This is a genomic window from Brucella pseudogrignonensis, assembly GCF_002252525.1.
Lineage (GTDB): Bacteria > Pseudomonadota > Alphaproteobacteria > Rhizobiales > Rhizobiaceae > Brucella > Brucella pseudogrignonensis.
On the sequence record NZ_NNRM01000021.1, the window covers coordinates 127,974 to 145,356 of the forward strand.

Below are 17,383 nucleotides of genomic sequence, written 5' to 3' on the forward strand. Positions count from 1 at the left end.
GATTAAAACCTCAATGTTACGTTGGGGATTTCGCCAGCGATAACCGCGAGAACGATCTTCTTGGCTGTTTCTTCGTCTGCGCCTTGGGCCATCAATGCCTCTTTTGCAGACTTCATGATTTTGGAGCGATGAGCTGTGTCGGCATCACGTGCCGCCTGTTCGTCGGCTATGCGTTTGGCTTCGGCTGCACGCTTTGCTTCGGCCTGTTCGGCTTTCTGCTTTACTGCGAGGGCTTCTGCCTCAGCCTTGGCAACAGCGTCTGCTTTTTCACGTTCGGCACGTTCAATCGCTTCGCGCGCTTCACGCTCTGCCTGTTCACGCGCTTGCTGAGCCGCACGTTCTTCGCGGGCCTTCTGCTCTGCTGCCAAGCGTTCCTGATGCTCTTTCTCAGCCTTTTCTCGAGCAAGTGCTTCCTGAGCGATGCGTTCTTTTTCTGCGCGTTTCGCTTCAAGCCGGTCGCGTTCTTCCTTTTCAGCACGCAGCTTTTCAAGTTCGATACGGTCGGCCTCGGCCTTCTGGTGGGCATCGAAGGCGATTTTCAGCTTTGCGAGAGCCTCCGATTTTGCGGCTTCTGCCTGTTCCTTGAACTCACCAAAGCTGTCATCAATGATGATCTTTTCTTCCAGTTCACGGAAAAGAATGGCGAACGCCTGCGGCTCGCCGCCGATCATACCTTTGCCACACGCATCGATATGGGCGAGAGTAGACTTGATATTCTCAATGCGCGCTTCTTCGGCAGCTTCCCATTCGGTCAGCGGCTTGCGAACAGTTTCAGCAAGCGTGTCGAGTTCTTCACGGATCTTACGGCGCTGCGCATCAACCGCATTGATCTTGGCGCGAGCGTCTTCATTCAGCTTTTTGCCAGCTGCATCGATAGCCGTCTTGGTGCGCGTCACCTTATAGGCGAGGGAAGATATTTCCTTGCGGCTCGAAACGGTCGAAAGGTCTGGCTTGAAAGCGTCAGTCTCGGCCTTGATCTGCTCGTAGAACTGAGAATATATTTTCTCATCAACGAGAACCGAAACAGGATTAGCCGATACATAGCCGACGATATCAGTTCCGGTTTCTGTCTGTGTCTGCGCATTCATGCTGCAATTCCTTCTTCGGCCAGATACTTACGATCTGTGAGGTTCAGATAGATCGACCGGATTTCACGGCGTGCGTCGTAAGGGAGAGGACGGGCGAGAAGGTCGCCAGCTGCTTGAATGCGGTCGTCGATTGGCTTGTCTGTGCTGATTGCGGTCAGATACAATTCGACCTGTTCAGCGCTGAGGTGGTCGGCATGATTGGTCATGAAGCACCTCTGGCTTTCGCTCTCAGATCATCGACACGGCGCAAAACACGAGGGTCAATGTCGAGGGCAGAAACGATATCCAACACCTCAAGCATTTCAGGAGCTAGGGCGAATGTGTGCGGCGAGAACTTCCCAAAGAAGCCAGAGAAGTCGACATAGATGTCGTCCCACTCTCCTGCCGCATCGCGGTAGTTGCTTCTAATCTCGAACTGACGAGTTGAACGCGACGGCATCACAGATATTTTCAGCGGTGTATTTTCTTTAGAGCGCATCTGTTTCACTCCGAGCGATTTCCGCCATTGTTTCGGCATGGCAGAGCATGAGAAACGTTGCTGCTGTTGCAGCAATGGCGAGGATGAAAAGGATTGTTACGAAGGTGCAGAGGGTCATGAAGCACCGCCTTCGCGGGCTGTGATCATGGCGTCGGCATACAGATACGCGTTTGTTGCCAGATTGCGCCGTACATCGGAATCCGTGCTGAAATTCCCAACTTCTTTGATAAAATCGGAGACATATCGGCTGGAGAGAAACCCTTGAAGTGCTTTCGCTGCAATGTAATCGCGAAGCGTCATGCCGGGTTGGAATTCTGTGCCAACATTTTCTAGAGGAAACGCTGGACCTCCTGTTTTAATCTCGGCCATTACAGGAACTCCTCAAGCATTTCTGCGAAGCGCTTCATGCTTGGAGCGCGGCTTGCAATGTAATGAGCGCCTTCAACGGTCGAGTTCAGACGATTGGCGTAGTAGCGAGCGTTAAGCTCGAAATAGGCGCAATCCTCGTCTCCACGTTCTTTCTTGATGGCGAGAACGTCACGCAAAAAGCGTGGCTTGTTTACCGTCTGAGCAATGCCTGCAAAGGCTCTCGCAAGGTCGTTTCCGGTGATCTGGTATGTGGAGTGCATTTCGTTGCTCCAATTCGTTTGTTGAATTGAATGTACGATAAACGCACAGAGCGTGCAATAGAAAATGTACGAAAAAAGCACAAAAAAATTGTGACGTGCGAATCGCGCCTTGAACAAAAATAAGACTCGACTCTTTTCTTACGTTCTGGCTGAATGAGAACAGAAAGAGAACATCGCGGAGAGGTAGAAGGGAATGGGGTGGGCGTTACGGCAACATGAGTATCAGTCATTCACACTTCATATTCGGTGTGAAAATTGCATGAGAGAGTCAGAGAGAGGTCTGACTGTCCCTGTCTGCGCCGATATGCCAACGGATGCCGATGAACTGATACAAAGCGCCTTGTTAAGCGATATGCGGTTCTGCTGCATTCACTGTCAAAGCGTTATCGGTCAGCTTTTAGATATAACCGTAGGAGACGAGTAATGACGCGTGAAGTCTTGGAATACATCATTGTTCCACCATATGAGCGCGCGGCTCAGGTGGCAGATTCAGCAGAGATGCTTAAAGACCACTTATCCCGTAAGTTTCCGGGCTACAGCTTTAAGATATCCGGTTTTGTACCGGTTGGGGATGAGGAAGAATTCTGCGTCCTCCCGATCATGAACTATCTCAGCCCAGATGGTCGCTCGCTTATGTGCGAGCAACCTAATCGGTGGTTCATGGCGGACATCGCTAAGGCTTGCCGTGATTTCGATTTTGACAGCAAGAAATTCGCTGCTTAGAACATCGGCGCACTGACTATCTGTATCACCAGTCCAATAACCCGGACGGTTTCGCCATTGTCCGGGTCTTCATTTTTCTCAATAATTATTGGCTTATGGCGTGCGCTAGTTGATCTTGGATGAAACTCCGCCCGATCATCAAAGAGTTGAATTTCCTTTACGGACCATTCGCGCATCTGACCGCCATCACGCTCGCGCTCGACAACTACTGTCAGACCGTTCCGCAACGGAAATTCGTGCTGAATGTCTTCATAGGCTAAAGCAATTACCCTATCCCCCGGTAAAATCGGACGTGGTTTAAGGGCGTTCATTGAATCCCCAGCTACATCAAAGGCAATGATACGCGCATTCGGGAAACGTTCGTCGCGCTCAGCTGGTATCTCCGGCAAGTCGTCTTGGTTGGTGTCATCAACTTCGCGAAATGAGCCAGCGTCAGCAGTGCCAATCACTTTGGCAACAGTTTGCTTCTTTGATTTGACCGGTACGGCATCGCTACCTGGAATAGGGATGCCAATGTATTCTGATATCTTCTGCAACTCGTGGACTTTGATTGAGCGTGTACCCTTTAGTAGGCGCGAGATCTGCGGATGAGCAACGCCAAGATATTGAGCTAGCCCTGTTTGGGTTTTGCCGTCTACCTTCAAGCCTTCTCTGATCCAGTCGATATAGGTTTGCTGCAAATTTTCCATGATGGATGATTTTCGCACAGCCACGCGCGTAATTCCTGTAGCAATATCGTACATTTCCTCTTGCGATGCGTGTGCGTTTATCGTACATTCCTCTCATGAGACACGAGCCAGCAAATAAAATCATCAAAGAATTCGGCGGGTTGACCGCCGTTGCGACAATCGTCGGCGTTTCTCCACATACGGTGATGCGCTGGCGTATGCCTAAGCAATCGGGCGGCACCGGTGGCGCTATTCCTCACTGGCATTTGCCTATTCTGATTACTGCGGCAAAGGAGCGGAAGCTCAAACTTAAGCCGGAAGATTTCGTGTCTTTCGAGAAAACGTCCATGCAATGTGCAAGAGCGTCAGCATGAACAACCCAAACCTCAACCCTAATCAGGATTATCCAATGAGCGACGATATTACATCGGAAGCCCAGACGATTGCTGTCGGCCAATTGCGTGCCTTCATCGAGCGTATTGAACGCCTCGAAGAAGAAAAAAAGACAATCGGCGACGACATCAAGGAAGTTTATGCGGAACTGAAAGGCTCTGGATTCCAAGCGCCCGTTGTTCGCGAAATTATCCGTCTCCGTAAAAAAGAAGATCATGAGCGCCAAGAAGCCGAAGCAATGCTTCAGCTTTACATGGACGCATTGGGCATGAGCTGAGCCATGAGCGCGACCGTATATCCCACACAAGACGGTAATTTCATTGCGACTTGCCAGATCACCGGCAAAGGCGCGAGCGGTCGCACTCGTCATCATGCTTTACGCAATCTCCTTTCGTCTGCGTCTCCCGCCTCCCAAGCAGCAGACGAGAAAAGCCTCACCGCCTTCAATAAGCGCGGTGAGGCTCTCCTTTCTGGACAGGAATAGGCGGCGATGATGAGAAACATCCTGTCCAATTCAAATTCAAATGCCCGTCGAGCGTTTATCTCGCGATCTACCAATCATGGCCGGGTCTTCGATGGTGCTAGCGGATGCCTCCGGCTGTGGCACAGCATGGTTGGTCTTAGACCTCACCGGAACCTTGAACATTCCGTTGTGCGCCTGTGCATCCGCGTCATTTCTTCGGGCTATCGCTGCCTTTCGTGCGTTCTGCAAAACGCGCCACGCTGCGTGCCCGATGTGCTGCAAATTCTCTCTCCTGCGTTCGTTACGTCTCAGGCTCTCCATGTCCTGAAACGTAGCGTGGAGATTTTCGGAAATGTCCGAAAAGTTGTCGGAGAAATCAGAAATGTCTGAATTGGTTTTCGCGTCCAAGGTTTTGAAAGAACGCATTGCGCCTCCATCGGCAGCAAGCGGCATTGGCGCGCGAATCCTTACCGCATCACGAGCACTCAAGTGGTCATTCAATCGAACCAAGGACGTTTGGTACGCCGATGAGCGCGTATCGATCAAGCCGAAAGAGCTACGAAAAGTAGAGGAGGTGTCCGGTGTCAAATACGGACAGCAAAAACTCAGCGAAGTCGATGAACTCATCAGCAGAGCAACGGAAATCTTGGGGAACGATGATCAGGATTTCGCTCGCCCTCTCGCTGTTGCGATGCGGGCGTTCCTTAGCGCTCTGGATAGCGCCAGAACTGGCAAACCCAATGGCAAAGACTGGCATCATCCAGACGCTCGTTGAGTGGGCTATCGTTGCCCTTATCATCGTATTCCCACCGCTCGCCGTCGCTGTTGTCTATGCGAAGTGGGTGGCGTGATGACAGCAAGCGCACGCGGTCTTTTCAGAGCTACAGGGAATAAGCCTAAGCCGGTTCACATCATGCTCGATGGCGAGATTGTTAAAACCGATTCCCTTGAGCGTGAACCAAACGAGTTTTATCCGACACCGCCAGAGCCGACGCGCGCGTTTCTCCATGCTGAGATTGAGCGCCTGCGCGACTTCCCTTGCATTTGGGGACCTGCAGCAGGTGACGGCGCAATGGTTCGCGAAATGGAATCTCTTGGCCTTGTCGTTCGTTCGTCTGATCTGATCGATCGCGGCTGCGATGCGGATATCCGGTCTTTCTATGACTTCCCGGTATCGCCAGCGCCTGCCATCGTAACGAATCCACCTTTCGATCAATGCGGATGGGGCAACGGCAAAGCACGCTGGCTTTATCATGCTCTTGATACCCTTGACGTTGATTACATGGCGCTACTGCTCAACTGGTCTTGGCCGGGGGCAGGTGGCCTTGCATCATTCTGGGGCCGGTTCCCTCCTGCGCGCGTCTACCTAATGCGCTGGAAGATTGATTTCACCGGTCAGGGCGCGCCGCCAATGCTCAACGCCTGGTTCGTCTGGGATAAAGAGCATCGTGGCGAAACCGTTCTACGCATGCTCGACCGCAAAGACGCCAGACAGGGCGAACTATTTGGAGGCGAAGCATGATCAAGCTCGCGCTCCCGTTCCCTCCGTCTGTTTGGGACATCTATGTCGGCTGGGGCAAGTCTCGCCGCGTGTCGCCTGAATATGCGAAGTGGCGCAAAGACTGCGGGTTCTTCCTCAACCGCAAGAACGAATTCATCGACGGGCCTTTCAGCATCTCAGTTGCTTTGAAGCGCCCGCATAAGCGCATGGACCTCGACAACCGCATGAAAGCGCTTCTCGACGTTCTCCAGCATTACAAGGTCATCAAGAACGACAGCCTCTGTGAACGCCTCACAATGACGTGGGATGCCGGTTTGAAAGAGGAGTGTGTCGTCATCTTGCAGCGCGCCGAGGAGGCGTTGTCGTCATGAGCAGATGGGTGCGCGTTCAAGCAGACATACTCGACCATCCTTTGTTCGCCAATTCCGAGCGATCAGAGAGCGATGCATGGCTGTGGCTTATCACGAACGCTGCATGGTCTCCGACGCATCACCGCATCGGGAATGACGTTGTTCCTGTGCCTGTTGGTTCGGTCTTCGTCACCCTGCGCGGACTGGCAAAAGAGTGGAATTGGAAGTCAGAAAAACGCGTTCGCACCTTCCTTCGCGTGCTCGAAAATCACGAAATGATCGTGACAAAAACGGACGCAGGCAAGACGCAGGTAACTATCTGTAATTACTCGAAATATCAGGAAGGCGGACGCACGCAGGACGCAGAGCGGACGCAAGACGGACGCACTAAATACACCAATACACCAAATACATCTTCACTTCGTTCAGATGTTAAGGCGCAAGCGCCCGCAAAACCATCTGTCAAAAGCGAATTGATGAATGTTCTGGATGAAGATCATTCGCAGGCAGTGATTGATCACCGCAAAGCAATCAAAAAACCCATGACCGTCAGAGCAGCTCAATTGCTCGCAGCCGAATTTGCCAAGTGCTCAGATCCGAACGAAGCGGCTGACGTGATGATTTCGGCGGGCTGGCAGGGATTCAAGCCGGAATGGGTCGAGAACCGAAAATCTTCCACACGTCGAGAACCTCCGCCCAAGCGTGGTGAAACAGCCACTGAAATTTGGGGAGATGACCTGAGAGAACGAGGAATTTTACGAGATGAACCAGATAGCTACCAATCAGGCATACTCGATGTTGGTTACGGAGGAGGACATTTCGAAGGCAATGTACGTCCTCTCCGCATTGCCAGCGCGGGTTCAAAGTGACCGCAAGCTGTTCAAGGAAGTTTATTTTCGCGCGCTTCATGGCGTCTCTCGCCACAGCTTGGAAATGGCCGTCCAGAACATCATTCAGGGTCATTCAGAGTTGCAGCATGGCTTCATGCCTTCGCCGCCAGAGCTTCGCCGCGAGTGCGAACGAGTTATGAAACCGATCCTCGACAGCATGGCCTACGTCCGTGAAGTCGAGGCAGCACGCAGAGAAGCAGCAGAACATCGAAGCAGAGCCAGTAAGGTAGACCACACCAAAGGCCGGGAAGTTATCGCGACTGGCATTGATCACGGTGTCTGGTCTTCCAAAGGCAAGCGAGAATTTCCAGTCGGTTCGCTTTGGGTAGCCAAGACAGGAACCGTCTATGGGCCAGCAAAGGGAGCACGCGCATGATCACGCTGACCAAGCGCCAGAAAGACGCTTACGACTTCATAAAATCTTACGCCAGTACGAAAGGCTACGGGCCTTCGTATGAAGAAATATCAGCCGGGATTGGCCTTGCCTCAAAGTCGAGCGTTCACCGCCTTGTCTATGGATTGGTAGATCGCGGCTTGCTCATCAAGCATCAAGGCGTTGCCAGAGGTTATTCATTCCCGCAGCAGGAAGGGAGGGCCGCGTGATGGCCGATACAAAGTTTACGCCGGGGCCGTGGCATCTATGCGCGCACTTGGCAAATATAGACAAAGAGATTGAATGCGGTTGCGGATTTAGAGGCGTTATTTATGGGCCTGAAGGCATAGGTTACGCCATCTGCCAGCCGGGTTTTGATTCAGACAATGAAGGTGAGGAAGGTCTTTCTCCGCCTCGGTATGATCGAATGACAGAGATTGCAAACGCCCACCTAATCGCCGCATCGCCAGAGCTTTATGAGGCGTTGGAAGACGTGCTTGGACTTATCACGCCGGAGTTCAAGGAATGCCCCATGGTTGCGTTCGCAAAGGCAGCGTTAGCCAAGGCTCGCGGGGAGGTTGTGTGATGTTCGCAGTTTCAGCAATCCGTACAAATCAGGGCGCTGCAAAAATCATCGCGCAACGCAATGCAGAGCGTAAGCTCAAGGAGCGTTTGTTGTTGGAAGCCCAAGCGGCTGCGAAGGCAGAAGCCGAACGCGAAGCTGCCGAGCATCTGGAAGTCATTGCAAAGTCGGTGGCGATAATCTCGAGCTTTCGAGCAGTCGATATCATTTTGGGTGAGCGTACACAGGTCAAAGATATCGTCACTCATGCAGTGGCAGGCACAAAGTACACAGCTCAAGACATTCTAGGCCATCGCCGTATGCGCACCATGACCGATCTGCGCCACTACGCTATCCTTTGCGCATGGGCGCTTCGTCCAGACATGAGCCTGCCGCAGCTTGGCAAGCTTCTCGGCGGTCGTGACCACACAACAATCCTTCACGCAAAGAACCGCTTTGGCTTTGAAAGCCGAGAAGAAGCAGCGCGTTTTATCAAACAACACGGCAGGGACGCCACACTCGCGCGTCTCGTCAAGCAGGCGGCATAGGAGAGGGCTATGCTCTACGTGGTCAGCAACGAACCGGCAGAAGTGCAGACACAGAAATGCGTTGATGCCTTCTATGCAAAGAACGGCCCTTGCTGTGCTGGCTGCGATTTCTGGCGCTGGATTAGCGCGACAGTTGGCGAGTGTGTTCGATTCCCTCCGAACCACAACCATGACGCGGCGGCAGGACTTGGCATGACTTCATGCTCTTTGCCGCGCTCAACAACAAATCTGACAAAGCGGGATCATTGGTGCGGCGAGTTCCGAGACGATCCTGACCAAGCATAACCCCAGGCGATGAGGAAACAGGCATGGCGGCATATTCAAAGGCTGAAAAGCGACGACTGAAAAAGGGAAGGCCAGTTTTGCCAGCGGCAGAGCGTGAGCCAAACGGACGAAAGAGCAGACGCAAGTCATCTATCGTCCGCAGAACACATGAATCAGAAGCAGAGACAAAGCTGGTTGTTATTTCAGCCCGCATGAAAATGGGGATGTCTGCATCGATCGCAGAGCGGCCAGAAGCGGGATCCGTTCTCGGTCGCCTCCATATCCTGTTTCCAGATCGCGTCACCTATGCGCATTATCAGGCAGGATTGCGGTATGGTGCCGACTATTGCCGGTATTACGCTCTAAGCGGCATTCCATACCCATCTGCGCGGGCACATGATATGACCCGCGTTCATGGCTCTGGCATTGATAAGCCGGAAGCGGCTGAGCAGGCGCGCGAGCGTATTCTTGATCTGGGTGAAGCAATCCGCAGGGTCGATCAATCAGGACGGCCGATCGCCACCACAGTCCGCAATGTCTGCATTCTCGATGAGGATACAGGCATGCATCTGCCTCACATGGCCCGCTTCCTCGCCATAGGCTTAGACGCACTTGTGGACTTCTACGGGATAGACCGCAAGGCGATTCCACAGGACTTGACTAACGAATGACATTTAGTCAGCCTGAATAAGGTAGGTGATTTGTTTCACCAAGATAGATTTAAGTTTCTCTCGACCCGCTAGTTTATTGCCCCAATCATGTAAGTGGAAATAGCCGTCACCTTCGGGTGGCGGTTTTTTATTGGAGCCTCAAAATGCGCCCATATCATCCAGCGAATTTCAAACTTCAGCCTTTCCCTGCTTGGCGTGTTGCTTGCCTTGCGTGGGCAGCAAAGGCACTTGGCATTCAGTTCAAGATTGAGGGTATCCCGTTTGGGTCGCGTCGGTTGAAAAACAATAAGGTTGTCTATGAGTGCGGAATCCAAGAGGGAATGTGATTTAATCACCTCTCTAGCAGAAGCTTCACAAAAGAAGGTCTGGCGCGCTCGCAATATGATCATTCTTGAAGCAGTCATAGCCGCTTTCATGGATAGCGACACACCACAAGACGTGGCGCAGATACTCAGAAAGCAGGCAGACCAGCTTGAGGAGTTTGGATGAGCGGTGCGCAAATCATTTCACTTGGTGCTCATGAGCGGATGACGGTCAAGGAATGCCTAGATTATTGCGCCCGCGATCATGACGGATATCAAGATGTCATTGTCGTCGGCGTCGATCACGAAGGCAACACTATTCTCCGATCATCCCGCCTCACAAGAGCAGAAGCATCGTTCATACTGATGGACGCGTTAGATCGAGCAAGAGGAAAGTAAGAATGACCACCAAGCTTCTCGCTCTCTCTGCGTTTATCCTACTTGCAGCATGTGCGCTACCTTACGAGCGTCACTGCTCATTCAACGATTACCTGACAAAGACGTGGTGTAGGTGATGGCTCTCTCACCGGAGCGTGTAAAAGAAATTGCTGACAGGGCAGAAGCGAAAGCAGGCCAGCCGGTCACTAAGGGCAGGCCGACAGAATATACAGAGGCATTAGCAGCATACATTCTGAAAGAGCTTGCTTCCGGACGTTCGCTTCGTTCGATTTGTTCAGAGAGTGGAATGCCAGCTGAAAGCACTGTTCGCCTTTGGGTAACAGATGATCGTGAAGGCTTTTCTGCGCAGTACGCACGCGCACGCGAAGCTCAGGTTGACGCGATGGCCGAGGATATTCTCGAAATCGCTGACGAAGGCAACGAAGAAGACACTCAGCGGGCAAAGCTCAGGATTGATGCTCGTAAATGGCTCATGTCGAAGATCGCGCCGAAGAAGTACGGCGACAAGGTTATGAATGAGCATAGCGGCCCAGACGGTGGCCCTATTCCTGTAAGACGTTTCGAGGTTGAATTTGTCGAACAATCTGGCTCAACGGATAAGAATACCTGAGGTATTCAAGCCGCTGTTTCGTCCAGGCGCTCGCTATTATGGCGCATGGGGCGGGCGCGGTTCGGGTAAATCTCATGCATTCGCCACGCGCCTTGTGCTTGAGTGCGTACATCAGCAGATACGTGCTGTGTGTCTGCGTGAGGTGCAGAACTCGATCAAGGATTCCGTCAAGCAGCTGATCGAAGATAAGATCGGTGAATATGGCCTGCTTGGTGACTTCGATATTACTGATCAGGAGATACGCGGGCCGAATGACAGCCTGATAATCTTTCGCGGCCTCAAGAGCCACAATGCGGCGTCTATCAAGTCGCTGGAAGGTTTCAACAGGGCGTGGGTAGAAGAAGCGCAGACTGTTTCGCAGAAGTCGCTTGATCTGCTCATCCCAACACTTCGTGCAGAAGGCTCGGAACTGTGGTTCTCGTGGAATCCAGATCAGCCGACCGATCCGATTGATAAGCTGCTGCGCAACACAGCGAATGACAATGCTGTCGTGGTGCGTGCGAACTTTTCTGATAATCCGTTTTTCCCTGTCGCTCTTCGTGAGGATATGGAGCGCGATAAACGGTCTGACCCTGCAAAATATGCGCATGTTTGGCTCGGTGAGTATCAGACGCTTGCAGATATGCAGTTCATCTCATGGGATGACGTGAACGCGGCTCAGAATCGTCAATTCAAACGTGGTGCCAAGCCGGTACTTTTTGGCATTGACGTAGCGCGATTTGGTGATGACCGTTCTGTGTTGGCAATCCGTGAAGGTGACGTGCTTGTCGACACGATGAAGTGGGAGCGCCTCGATACGCAACAGCTATCGGGATACATTTCCGAGGTCGCCAAGTCTCGCAACCCTCAGGCCATATTCGTTGATGGCGTGGGTGTAGGCGGCGGTGTTGTTGATCGGCTTCGCGTTCTTGGCCTTAATGTGATCGAAGTCAATGGCGGCGCAAAGGCTGCGCAAGACAATCGCTATTATAATAAACGCGCTGAAATGTGGGGCCGCATGCGTGAATGGCTTCGTGACCGAGGCGTCATTCATCAGACTGAGATTGATCTGGCCGCAGAATTGACAGGCCCGCAATACAAATTCGATCCTTCTAATCGCATCATGCTTGAGAAGAAGGACGACATGAAAAAGCGCGGACTTCGGTCTCCTGACTTGGCTGACGCGCTGTCACTGACATTTGCAGAGCATGTGGTGGTTCCGCATCAGAACATGGGGCATTTCGAACCTCAGTTTGTAGCCCCTGACGAAAACATACTGGACAGCTGGTGAAAGTCGAAATCAGAGACGGCACGCTGCGAGACATATGCTTCGTCGCGGCAAACCTGCGCGATCAGGACAGGCGGGAGATATTCGCTACGGCAGTTCTTGATAGCGGGTCACAAGCCGGTGCTGTTTCATATCTGACATCACCTGACTTCTGCTGGACAGCTTGGATAGAAGGTCAGCCGGTCGCGGCATTTGGCGTTACTCAGGGCAACCCACAGTATCAGCCTCATATCCGTTATGCCTGGGCGTATGGGACAGACAAGTTTAAGCGCGCTGCACCAGCAATAACAAGGTTCTGCATTCAGGAGTGGCCGAAGCGTCTCATTGCAGAAGGCGCTACACGCGTCGAAATTCGTTCACTTGCAGATCATGACCTTGCTCATAAGTGGCTGAAATCCATTCGAGCGAAACACGAAGCCGACATGCCCAACTATGGCGTTAACGGCGAAACATTCCAGCTTTGGGCTTGGTTGAAAGAGGATTGGGAAGATGTGCTTTAAGCCAGATACACCGAAAGTGCCAGAGGCACCAGCCGTGCCAAGCGAAGATGCAGAGGCAGCAAAGAGCCGCCGAGCAGCAGAGCAAGACGCAAGCCGTCAGGCGCAGGGTCGCGCTTCAACCATTATCACTACGCCGCTCGGCGCTCAGGATTATGGCAATGAAGAAAACCGCCGCCGCACCACAATCAGCGGGTTCTAATCTATGAGCATCTCAGACGATATCATGCAGATGCAGTCGCAGATGGCGGCTGAACGCTCTCCGTGGGAAGCTGCGTGGCGTGATGTCGTTAATCTGTGCATGCCTTATGCCTCGCACAAGTATGAGATCAACGGGCTTACGCTATCGTCGTCTCTAACCGGTACGGCGCAGCAGCCACAGGCCGCACAGCGCAGCAAAGAGATATTCGACAACACAGCATCATGGGCGCTCACTCGTCTGTCTGCTGGTATGGAAAGCCTGATTACGCCGCGAGTTCAGAAGTGGCATTCGTTCTCTCTAGACGATCCGTTCTCACCAGAGCCGACCGATCTTGAGGAAGAATGGCTTGACCATTTGCGCGATTATCACTTCTCGGCGCGGTATAATACGAAATCAAACTTCGCCCTTGCTAATCAGAAGGCCATTCGCGCCACCTGTGGGCTTGGTACAGGCATTACGTACCTTGAGGAAAATCTAGGCCGGCGCGGTGTCGATCCGGTCAAGGTGCCTTTCTTCTACCGATCGGTGCCGGTCGTTGAATGCTATCTCGGCATCAATGCTTATGACGATGTTGATAAGTGCATTCGCGTCCATGAAATGACGGCGCGTGCAGCTCGTGACTATTTCAATCAGGAAGGTGACAAGCTCCCCGGGGTCGTTAAACAGGTTCTTGAGAAGAAGCCAGACCAGCCGTTTACCTTCGTTCATGCCGTCATGCCTCGCGAGGAAGCGGGTGAATACAAAGACAAACGGCGACATTCCGCCTATGCCTCATTCTGGATTGAAGTTTCCAGCCGCTCCCTGATCAGGTCGAGCGGCTTTTTTACGTTCCCATATAACGTGATGTGGTGGGACCAGACGGACGGCTCCCCTTACGGCCAGTCGCCAATCATGGAAGCACTCTCGGAAATCAAGATGCTCCAGGTCATGGGCAAGACAGTTGCTCAAGTCTCGCAGCAGATGATTAAGCCACCAATGGCTACGGCGCGCGGTATCTACAACCGCCTGAACCTGAACAGTGGCGCGGTCAATCCCGGCTATCTGGATGAGCAGGGCCGCTTGCTGGCACAGCCAATCATTCAGGCACAGAACCCGACATTCGCAGAGCGCCTGATTGAAACGAAGCGCATGGGCGTGCGTCAGAGCATGTTCGTTGACCTGTTTCAGATCCTTGCCGAAGACCCGCAGAAGACAGCAACAGAAGCCTTGCTTCGCGCGAATGAGAAGGGCGAGCAGCTTGGACCGGCAGGCGCTAAGATCGAAAGCGGCATTGCGCAGGGTGTCGAGCGTGAAGTTGATATCATTCAGCGCAAGGGAGCGTTTGAAGCAGGTTCACCATTGGAACCGCCAGCATCGATCGGTGGCAAGAATGTCAGCCCTGCATTTACCGGGCCGCTGGCTCGCATGCGCCGTATGGCTGAATTGCAGGGTGTAGAGCGTGTGCTCCAGATGGCAACAGTCGTCGGTCAGTATGACCAGTCAGTACTTGCTCGCATTGATGGCGATGAAGTCCTTGAGCAAACCCGCGAGATTAGCGGCGCGCCGCGCAAAATGTTCCGTACTGATGACGAGGTAGGACAGATAAGACAGGCCGCAGCCCAACAGCAAGAGCAGGCCGCAGCGCTTCAAATGGCCCAAGGCATGGCAACAGCCGCTAAGGACGCCACGCCAGCAATGCAGGCCATGGCACAGGCTAACGGGATGGCTCCTGCATGAGTTGGCGCAACCTAGCATCAAAGCGTCAGACTGTTCCATTCTATACTGAGCTACAGCTCACGAACGCTTACAAGTCCGTTCTTGGCAAGCAGACGGAAGAAACAGAAATCGTGCTGGCGGACTTTGCTGCACACACTGGTTTCTATCAGGTCGAAGCTCCGGGAGCGGACCTTTCACAGTTTCAAGCTGGCTACAATGCAGGCCTTCGTGCCGCATTCGGCCACTTACTCGGTTTCCTGCACCTCTCTGATTCACAGATGAGGGAATTGGAAAATGCAGCCCAACAAGAAGCCGCAGCGCTTCAAGGGCAATATTAACCCAAGGAAAATCTTATGACAGAGCAGGCGAATGGGCCTGTGGCAGTGGAAGCTACGGCTCCCGCTCCACAGACAACCGCGACCGACTCGACCGTTATCACTGATCATGGGTCGAACGGCGGTAACGAGAACTGGGTGGCTGGCCTTCAAATTGAAGATAACCGCACTCTAGTCGAAGCGAAGCAGTGGAAATCCGCAGACGATGCGATCAAGTCGTATCGTGATCTGGAAGCCCACGCGAGCAAGGCCTTGAAAGTGCCGGGTGCAGATGCAACGGCAGAAGATTGGAATGCGTTCTACGGAAAGTTGGGCCGACCAGAAAGCCCGGATAAGTATGAGCTTAAGCTCAATACCGAAGCCGTGCCACAGGATTTCCCATATGATGAAAAGAGCGCGATTGAGTTCCGTACATGGGCGCACGAAGCGGGTCTAACCCCGCAACAGGCGCAATCCCTTCATGACAAGTTCGTCGGGCAGCAAGCCGGTGTCTTTTCCTCAACGCTAGAGCAGCAAGCAAAAGCCGAAGGTGATGCACACCGAGCGATCACATCACAGTGGGGCGATCCGGACACCGATGGTTACAAGCACAATCTCGAATACACGAGCCGTGCAATCAGCCAGCTTGGTTTGAAGGACAGCCTTGTGAAGGGCGGCATTCTTTCCCCTCAGGGGGCGGTGCTTGATCCAAATGTCGCGTTCGCTTTGGCGAAAGTCGGCAAGGAAATGTACGGCGAAGATTCCACGGCAACCAATGCCTCCGGATCACTCAACAATCCATTCTCATCCGAAAACTTCAACCTGACACAGCAAGGCAAGCTCATCCGTGACGACCCGAGCAAAGCAAAGTCGCTGATACGAGCCGCAGGCGGGAACCCCGCTGAGTTCGGCCTTTAAGCGACTGCCATTCACGAAAGGTTATAGCAATGGCTACTACTCGCCTCTCGGACGTGATTGTTCCGGAAGTATTCTATCCATACCTCATCAAGCGCACCAAAGAACGTGGTGCGATCTTCCAGTCTGGTATTCTTCGCAATGATGCGAATATGTCCAGCTTCCTTACAGGCGGTGGCCGCACAGCCAACGTTCCTTTTTGGCGTGATCTGGCAGACGATGGCTCGTTCGTAGGCTCTGATGATCCTGCGCAGCTCATCACTCATGGTAAAATCCAGGCACTCAAGGATGTTGCGGCCCGTCAGGTTCGCACCAAGTCTTGGTCATCGATGCGACTGTCAGGTGTTCTGGCTGGTGATGATCCGATGCAGGCGATTGGCAATCTGGTTGCCGATTGGTGGATTCGTGAATTGAATAAGATCCTTGTTGCTTCATTGCAAGGCGTCTACCTTGACAATGTTGCCAACGATAGCGGCGACATGGTCAACAACATCAGCCTCACGACTGGCACGCCCGCTGATGCAAACCTTATCTCTGCCGAAGCTATCCTTGATACCAAGCAGACGATGGGTGATGCAGCAGAAGACCTGTCAACACTGATCATGCACTCGGCTGTTTACACCCGCTTGCAGAAGCAGAACCTCATCGACTTTATTCCAGACGCGCGCGGTGAAGTTCGCTTCCCGACTTATCTGGGCTATCGCGTTGTGGTGTCTGACACTGTCCAGGTCATCAACAACGGCGCAAACAACCCATCGGGCTATGTCACGTATCTGCTTGGCAATGAAGCAATCAGCTTCAACGAACAGGCGATGATGACAAGCCCTAATGTCGAAACAGAGCGCAAGCCAGATCAGGGTAACGGCGTCGGTGGCGACATTCTCTACACCCGTCGCCAGTTCGTGCTGCATCCATATGGCATTGCTTGGCAGGATGCATCCGTCGCAGCAGAGTTCCCAACCAATGTGGAACTGGCTACCGCCGCTAATTGGAACCGCGTCTATCCAGAGCGCAAGCAGGTTCCAATCAGTTTCCTTGTAACCAACGGCTAATCGGAGGGCTTCGGCCCTCCTTTCTTTCAAGAAAGGCAATTCCGATGTCCCATGGTCTTCCAAGGTCACTTAAGCGTGCGAAGCTTCCTGCCAGCCCTGTGGCGACTACCACAACCGCAGGGACAGTAAAAAAGGCAGCAACTCAGGCGAATAGCACTGCAACAGATGTCGCGGGCGTTGTTGCCGATTTGAATGCGCTTCTGGCAAAACTCAAAGCGTCTGGCCAAATGGCTTAACAGAGGGAGGCTTTCGAGCCTCTCTTTTCGATTGGAGATTACCATGCCAAAGCAAGAAGACGCCCCATTGAGGGAGAAGACACTGCACGAACTGAACATGGAACAGCGCGCGATTGATCGCGCCAATCGGGTTCCAGAAGAAGAAAATGTCCTTGCGAAACTGCCTGCTGATATCCGACGCAGCGTTGCAAAGCGTCTGCAGAAGCCAGTCCGTGCACCTGTAAAGGATGACTAACGATGTCGCGCTATAGCCCGCCTCTCGCTTGGTATTACCTGAAAAAGCAGCGTCAGCG

At 52.9% G+C, this 17,383-nt stretch carries 32 protein-coding genes; 25 read left to right on the forward strand and 7 right to left on the reverse strand.

Translation table 11 applies throughout. The features are described 5' to 3' along the window. Positions 1-2: 2 nt before the first annotated feature. The 6 genes from CEV34_RS12445 to CEV34_RS12465 are packed head-to-tail and all read right to left on the reverse strand — an operon-like array spanning position 3 to position 2,195. Positions 3-1,088, reverse strand: a complete 1,086-nt coding sequence (locus CEV34_RS12445) for a hypothetical protein (protein WP_094543674.1) — start codon at positions 1,086-1,088, stop codon at positions 3-5. Then, complete coding sequence (locus CEV34_RS12450; protein ID WP_094543675.1) at positions 1,085-1,294, reverse strand: hypothetical protein; 210 nt, start codon at positions 1,292-1,294, stop codon at positions 1,085-1,087. The genes CEV34_RS12445 and CEV34_RS12450 overlap by 4 nt, the downstream gene beginning before the upstream one ends. Then, the gene (locus CEV34_RS12455) at positions 1,291-1,566 is read right to left on the reverse strand and encodes a hypothetical protein (RefSeq protein WP_143853355.1); all 276 of its coding nucleotides are present in this window, start codon (positions 1,564-1,566) and stop codon (positions 1,291-1,293) included. The genes CEV34_RS12450 and CEV34_RS12455 overlap by 4 nt, the downstream gene beginning before the upstream one ends. After that, on the reverse strand, positions 1,556-1,684 hold the full coding sequence (locus CEV34_RS27550; protein WP_268877847.1) for a hypothetical protein: 129 nt from the start codon (positions 1,682-1,684) through the stop codon (positions 1,556-1,558). Before CEV34_RS27550 ends, CEV34_RS12455 begins: the two co-directional genes overlap by 11 nt. Next, the gene (locus CEV34_RS12460; protein WP_210199571.1) at positions 1,681-1,935 is read right to left on the reverse strand and encodes a hypothetical protein; all 255 of its coding nucleotides are present in this window, start codon (positions 1,933-1,935) and stop codon (positions 1,681-1,683) included. The genes CEV34_RS27550 and CEV34_RS12460 overlap by 4 nt, the downstream gene beginning before the upstream one ends. Further along, positions 1,935-2,195, reverse strand: coding sequence for a hypothetical protein (locus CEV34_RS12465; RefSeq protein WP_094543677.1), 261 nt, complete (start codon positions 2,193-2,195; stop codon positions 1,935-1,937). Before CEV34_RS12465 ends, CEV34_RS12460 begins: the two co-directional genes overlap by 1 nt. A gap of 423 nt (positions 2,196-2,618) precedes the next feature. Between CEV34_RS12465 and CEV34_RS12475 the strand changes: the two genes are divergently transcribed. After that, on the forward strand, positions 2,619-2,918 hold the full coding sequence (locus CEV34_RS12475) for a hypothetical protein (RefSeq protein WP_094543679.1): 300 nt from the start codon (positions 2,619-2,621) through the stop codon (positions 2,916-2,918). Here CEV34_RS12475 and CEV34_RS12480 read toward each other — a convergent pair. After that, entirely contained in the window at positions 2,915-3,661 is a 747-nt protein-coding gene (locus tag CEV34_RS12480) for an XRE family transcriptional regulator (RefSeq protein WP_094543680.1), read from the reverse strand. The two genes, CEV34_RS12475 and CEV34_RS12480, sit on opposite strands and share 4 nt — an antisense overlap. A gap of 41 nt (positions 3,662-3,702) precedes the next feature. Between CEV34_RS12480 and CEV34_RS12485 the strand changes: the two genes are divergently transcribed. The 24 genes from CEV34_RS12485 to CEV34_RS12605 all read left to right on the forward strand — a co-directional run bounded on the left by CEV34_RS12485 (position 3,703) and on the right by CEV34_RS12605 (position 17,325). Further along, entirely contained in the window at positions 3,703-3,960 is a 258-nt protein-coding gene (locus CEV34_RS12485) for a carph-isopro domain-containing protein (protein WP_094543681.1), read from the forward strand. Positions 3,961-3,995: 35 nt separating this feature from the next. Continuing rightward, positions 3,996-4,256: a DUF2312 domain-containing protein gene (locus tag CEV34_RS12490; protein WP_094543739.1), complete on the forward strand. Its 261-nt coding sequence runs from the start codon at positions 3,996-3,998 to the stop codon at positions 4,254-4,256. Positions 4,257-4,259: 3 nt separating this feature from the next. Then, entirely contained in the window at positions 4,260-4,463 is a 204-nt protein-coding gene (locus tag CEV34_RS12495; RefSeq protein WP_094543682.1) for a hypothetical protein, read from the forward strand. 361 nt (positions 4,464-4,824) lie between these two features. Next, positions 4,825-5,217: a hypothetical protein gene (locus CEV34_RS12505; protein ID WP_094543740.1), complete on the forward strand. Its 393-nt coding sequence runs from the start codon at positions 4,825-4,827 to the stop codon at positions 5,215-5,217. A gap of 75 nt (positions 5,218-5,292) precedes the next feature. Then, positions 5,293-5,964: a hypothetical protein gene (locus tag CEV34_RS12510; protein WP_094543684.1), complete on the forward strand. Its 672-nt coding sequence runs from the start codon at positions 5,293-5,295 to the stop codon at positions 5,962-5,964. Further along, positions 5,961-6,314, forward strand: coding sequence for a RusA family crossover junction endodeoxyribonuclease (locus CEV34_RS12515; protein WP_094543685.1), 354 nt, complete (start codon positions 5,961-5,963; stop codon positions 6,312-6,314). The genes CEV34_RS12510 and CEV34_RS12515 overlap by 4 nt, the downstream gene beginning before the upstream one ends. Continuing rightward, entirely contained in the window at positions 6,311-7,162 is an 852-nt protein-coding gene (locus CEV34_RS12520) for a hypothetical protein (protein ID WP_094543686.1), read from the forward strand. The genes CEV34_RS12515 and CEV34_RS12520 overlap by 4 nt, the downstream gene beginning before the upstream one ends. Then, positions 7,122-7,559, forward strand: a complete 438-nt coding sequence (locus tag CEV34_RS12525; protein ID WP_143853359.1) for a hypothetical protein — start codon at positions 7,122-7,124, stop codon at positions 7,557-7,559. Before CEV34_RS12520 ends, CEV34_RS12525 begins: the two co-directional genes overlap by 41 nt. Then, entirely contained in the window at positions 7,556-7,786 is a 231-nt protein-coding gene (locus CEV34_RS12530; RefSeq protein WP_094543688.1) for a LexA family protein, read from the forward strand. Before CEV34_RS12525 ends, CEV34_RS12530 begins: the two co-directional genes overlap by 4 nt. Next, entirely contained in the window at positions 7,786-8,142 is a 357-nt protein-coding gene (locus tag CEV34_RS27210) for a hypothetical protein (RefSeq protein WP_210199572.1), read from the forward strand. The genes CEV34_RS12530 and CEV34_RS27210 overlap by 1 nt, the downstream gene beginning before the upstream one ends. Beyond that, the gene (locus tag CEV34_RS12535; protein ID WP_179253508.1) at positions 8,142-8,666 is read left to right on the forward strand and encodes a helix-turn-helix domain-containing protein; all 525 of its coding nucleotides are present in this window, start codon (positions 8,142-8,144) and stop codon (positions 8,664-8,666) included. The genes CEV34_RS27210 and CEV34_RS12535 overlap by 1 nt, the downstream gene beginning before the upstream one ends. Positions 8,667-8,974: 308 nt before the next feature. Then, on the forward strand, positions 8,975-9,601 hold the full coding sequence (locus CEV34_RS12545) for a hypothetical protein (protein ID WP_094543691.1): 627 nt from the start codon (positions 8,975-8,977) through the stop codon (positions 9,599-9,601). A 297-nt stretch (positions 9,602-9,898) separates the two neighbouring features. Then, complete coding sequence (locus CEV34_RS26725; protein ID WP_143853361.1) at positions 9,899-10,090, forward strand: hypothetical protein; 192 nt, start codon at positions 9,899-9,901, stop codon at positions 10,088-10,090. After that, positions 10,087-10,302, forward strand: a complete 216-nt coding sequence (locus CEV34_RS12555) for a hypothetical protein (RefSeq protein WP_094543693.1) — start codon at positions 10,087-10,089, stop codon at positions 10,300-10,302. Before CEV34_RS26725 ends, CEV34_RS12555 begins: the two co-directional genes overlap by 4 nt. A gap of 115 nt (positions 10,303-10,417) precedes the next feature. After that, complete coding sequence (locus CEV34_RS12560) at positions 10,418-10,912, forward strand: terminase small subunit-like protein (protein ID WP_179253510.1); 495 nt, start codon at positions 10,418-10,420, stop codon at positions 10,910-10,912. Next, positions 10,875-12,182 (forward strand): PBSX family phage terminase large subunit, encoded by a 1,308-nt coding sequence (locus CEV34_RS12565; RefSeq protein ID WP_179253512.1) that lies wholly within the window; start codon positions 10,875-10,877, stop codon positions 12,180-12,182. The genes CEV34_RS12560 and CEV34_RS12565 overlap by 38 nt, the downstream gene beginning before the upstream one ends. Continuing rightward, positions 12,179-12,679: a hypothetical protein gene (locus CEV34_RS12570; protein WP_094543695.1), complete on the forward strand. Its 501-nt coding sequence runs from the start codon at positions 12,179-12,181 to the stop codon at positions 12,677-12,679. Before CEV34_RS12565 ends, CEV34_RS12570 begins: the two co-directional genes overlap by 4 nt. Further along, entirely contained in the window at positions 12,669-12,878 is a 210-nt protein-coding gene (locus CEV34_RS12575) for a hypothetical protein (protein ID WP_094543696.1), read from the forward strand. Before CEV34_RS12570 ends, CEV34_RS12575 begins: the two co-directional genes overlap by 11 nt. A gap of 3 nt (positions 12,879-12,881) precedes the next feature. Continuing rightward, positions 12,882-14,594 (forward strand): portal protein, encoded by a 1,713-nt coding sequence (locus CEV34_RS12580; RefSeq protein ID WP_094543697.1) that lies wholly within the window; start codon positions 12,882-12,884, stop codon positions 14,592-14,594. Then, a complete protein-coding gene (locus CEV34_RS12585; protein WP_094543698.1) occupies positions 14,591-14,911 on the forward strand; it encodes a Bbp19 family protein in 321 nt (106 codons plus the stop codon). The genes CEV34_RS12580 and CEV34_RS12585 overlap by 4 nt, the downstream gene beginning before the upstream one ends. A gap of 15 nt (positions 14,912-14,926) precedes the next feature. Beyond that, positions 14,927-15,805 (forward strand): hypothetical protein, encoded by an 879-nt coding sequence (locus tag CEV34_RS12590; RefSeq protein ID WP_094543699.1) that lies wholly within the window; start codon positions 14,927-14,929, stop codon positions 15,803-15,805. A 29-nt stretch (positions 15,806-15,834) separates the two neighbouring features. Then, complete coding sequence (locus CEV34_RS12595; protein WP_094543700.1) at positions 15,835-16,854, forward strand: major capsid protein; 1,020 nt, start codon at positions 15,835-15,837, stop codon at positions 16,852-16,854. Between the two features lie 44 nt (positions 16,855-16,898). Then, entirely contained in the window at positions 16,899-17,090 is a 192-nt protein-coding gene (locus CEV34_RS27710) for a head fiber protein (protein WP_094543701.1), read from the forward strand. A gap of 43 nt (positions 17,091-17,133) precedes the next feature. Continuing rightward, entirely contained in the window at positions 17,134-17,325 is a 192-nt protein-coding gene (locus tag CEV34_RS12605) for a hypothetical protein (protein WP_094543702.1), read from the forward strand. Positions 17,326-17,383: the final 58 nt, after the last annotated feature.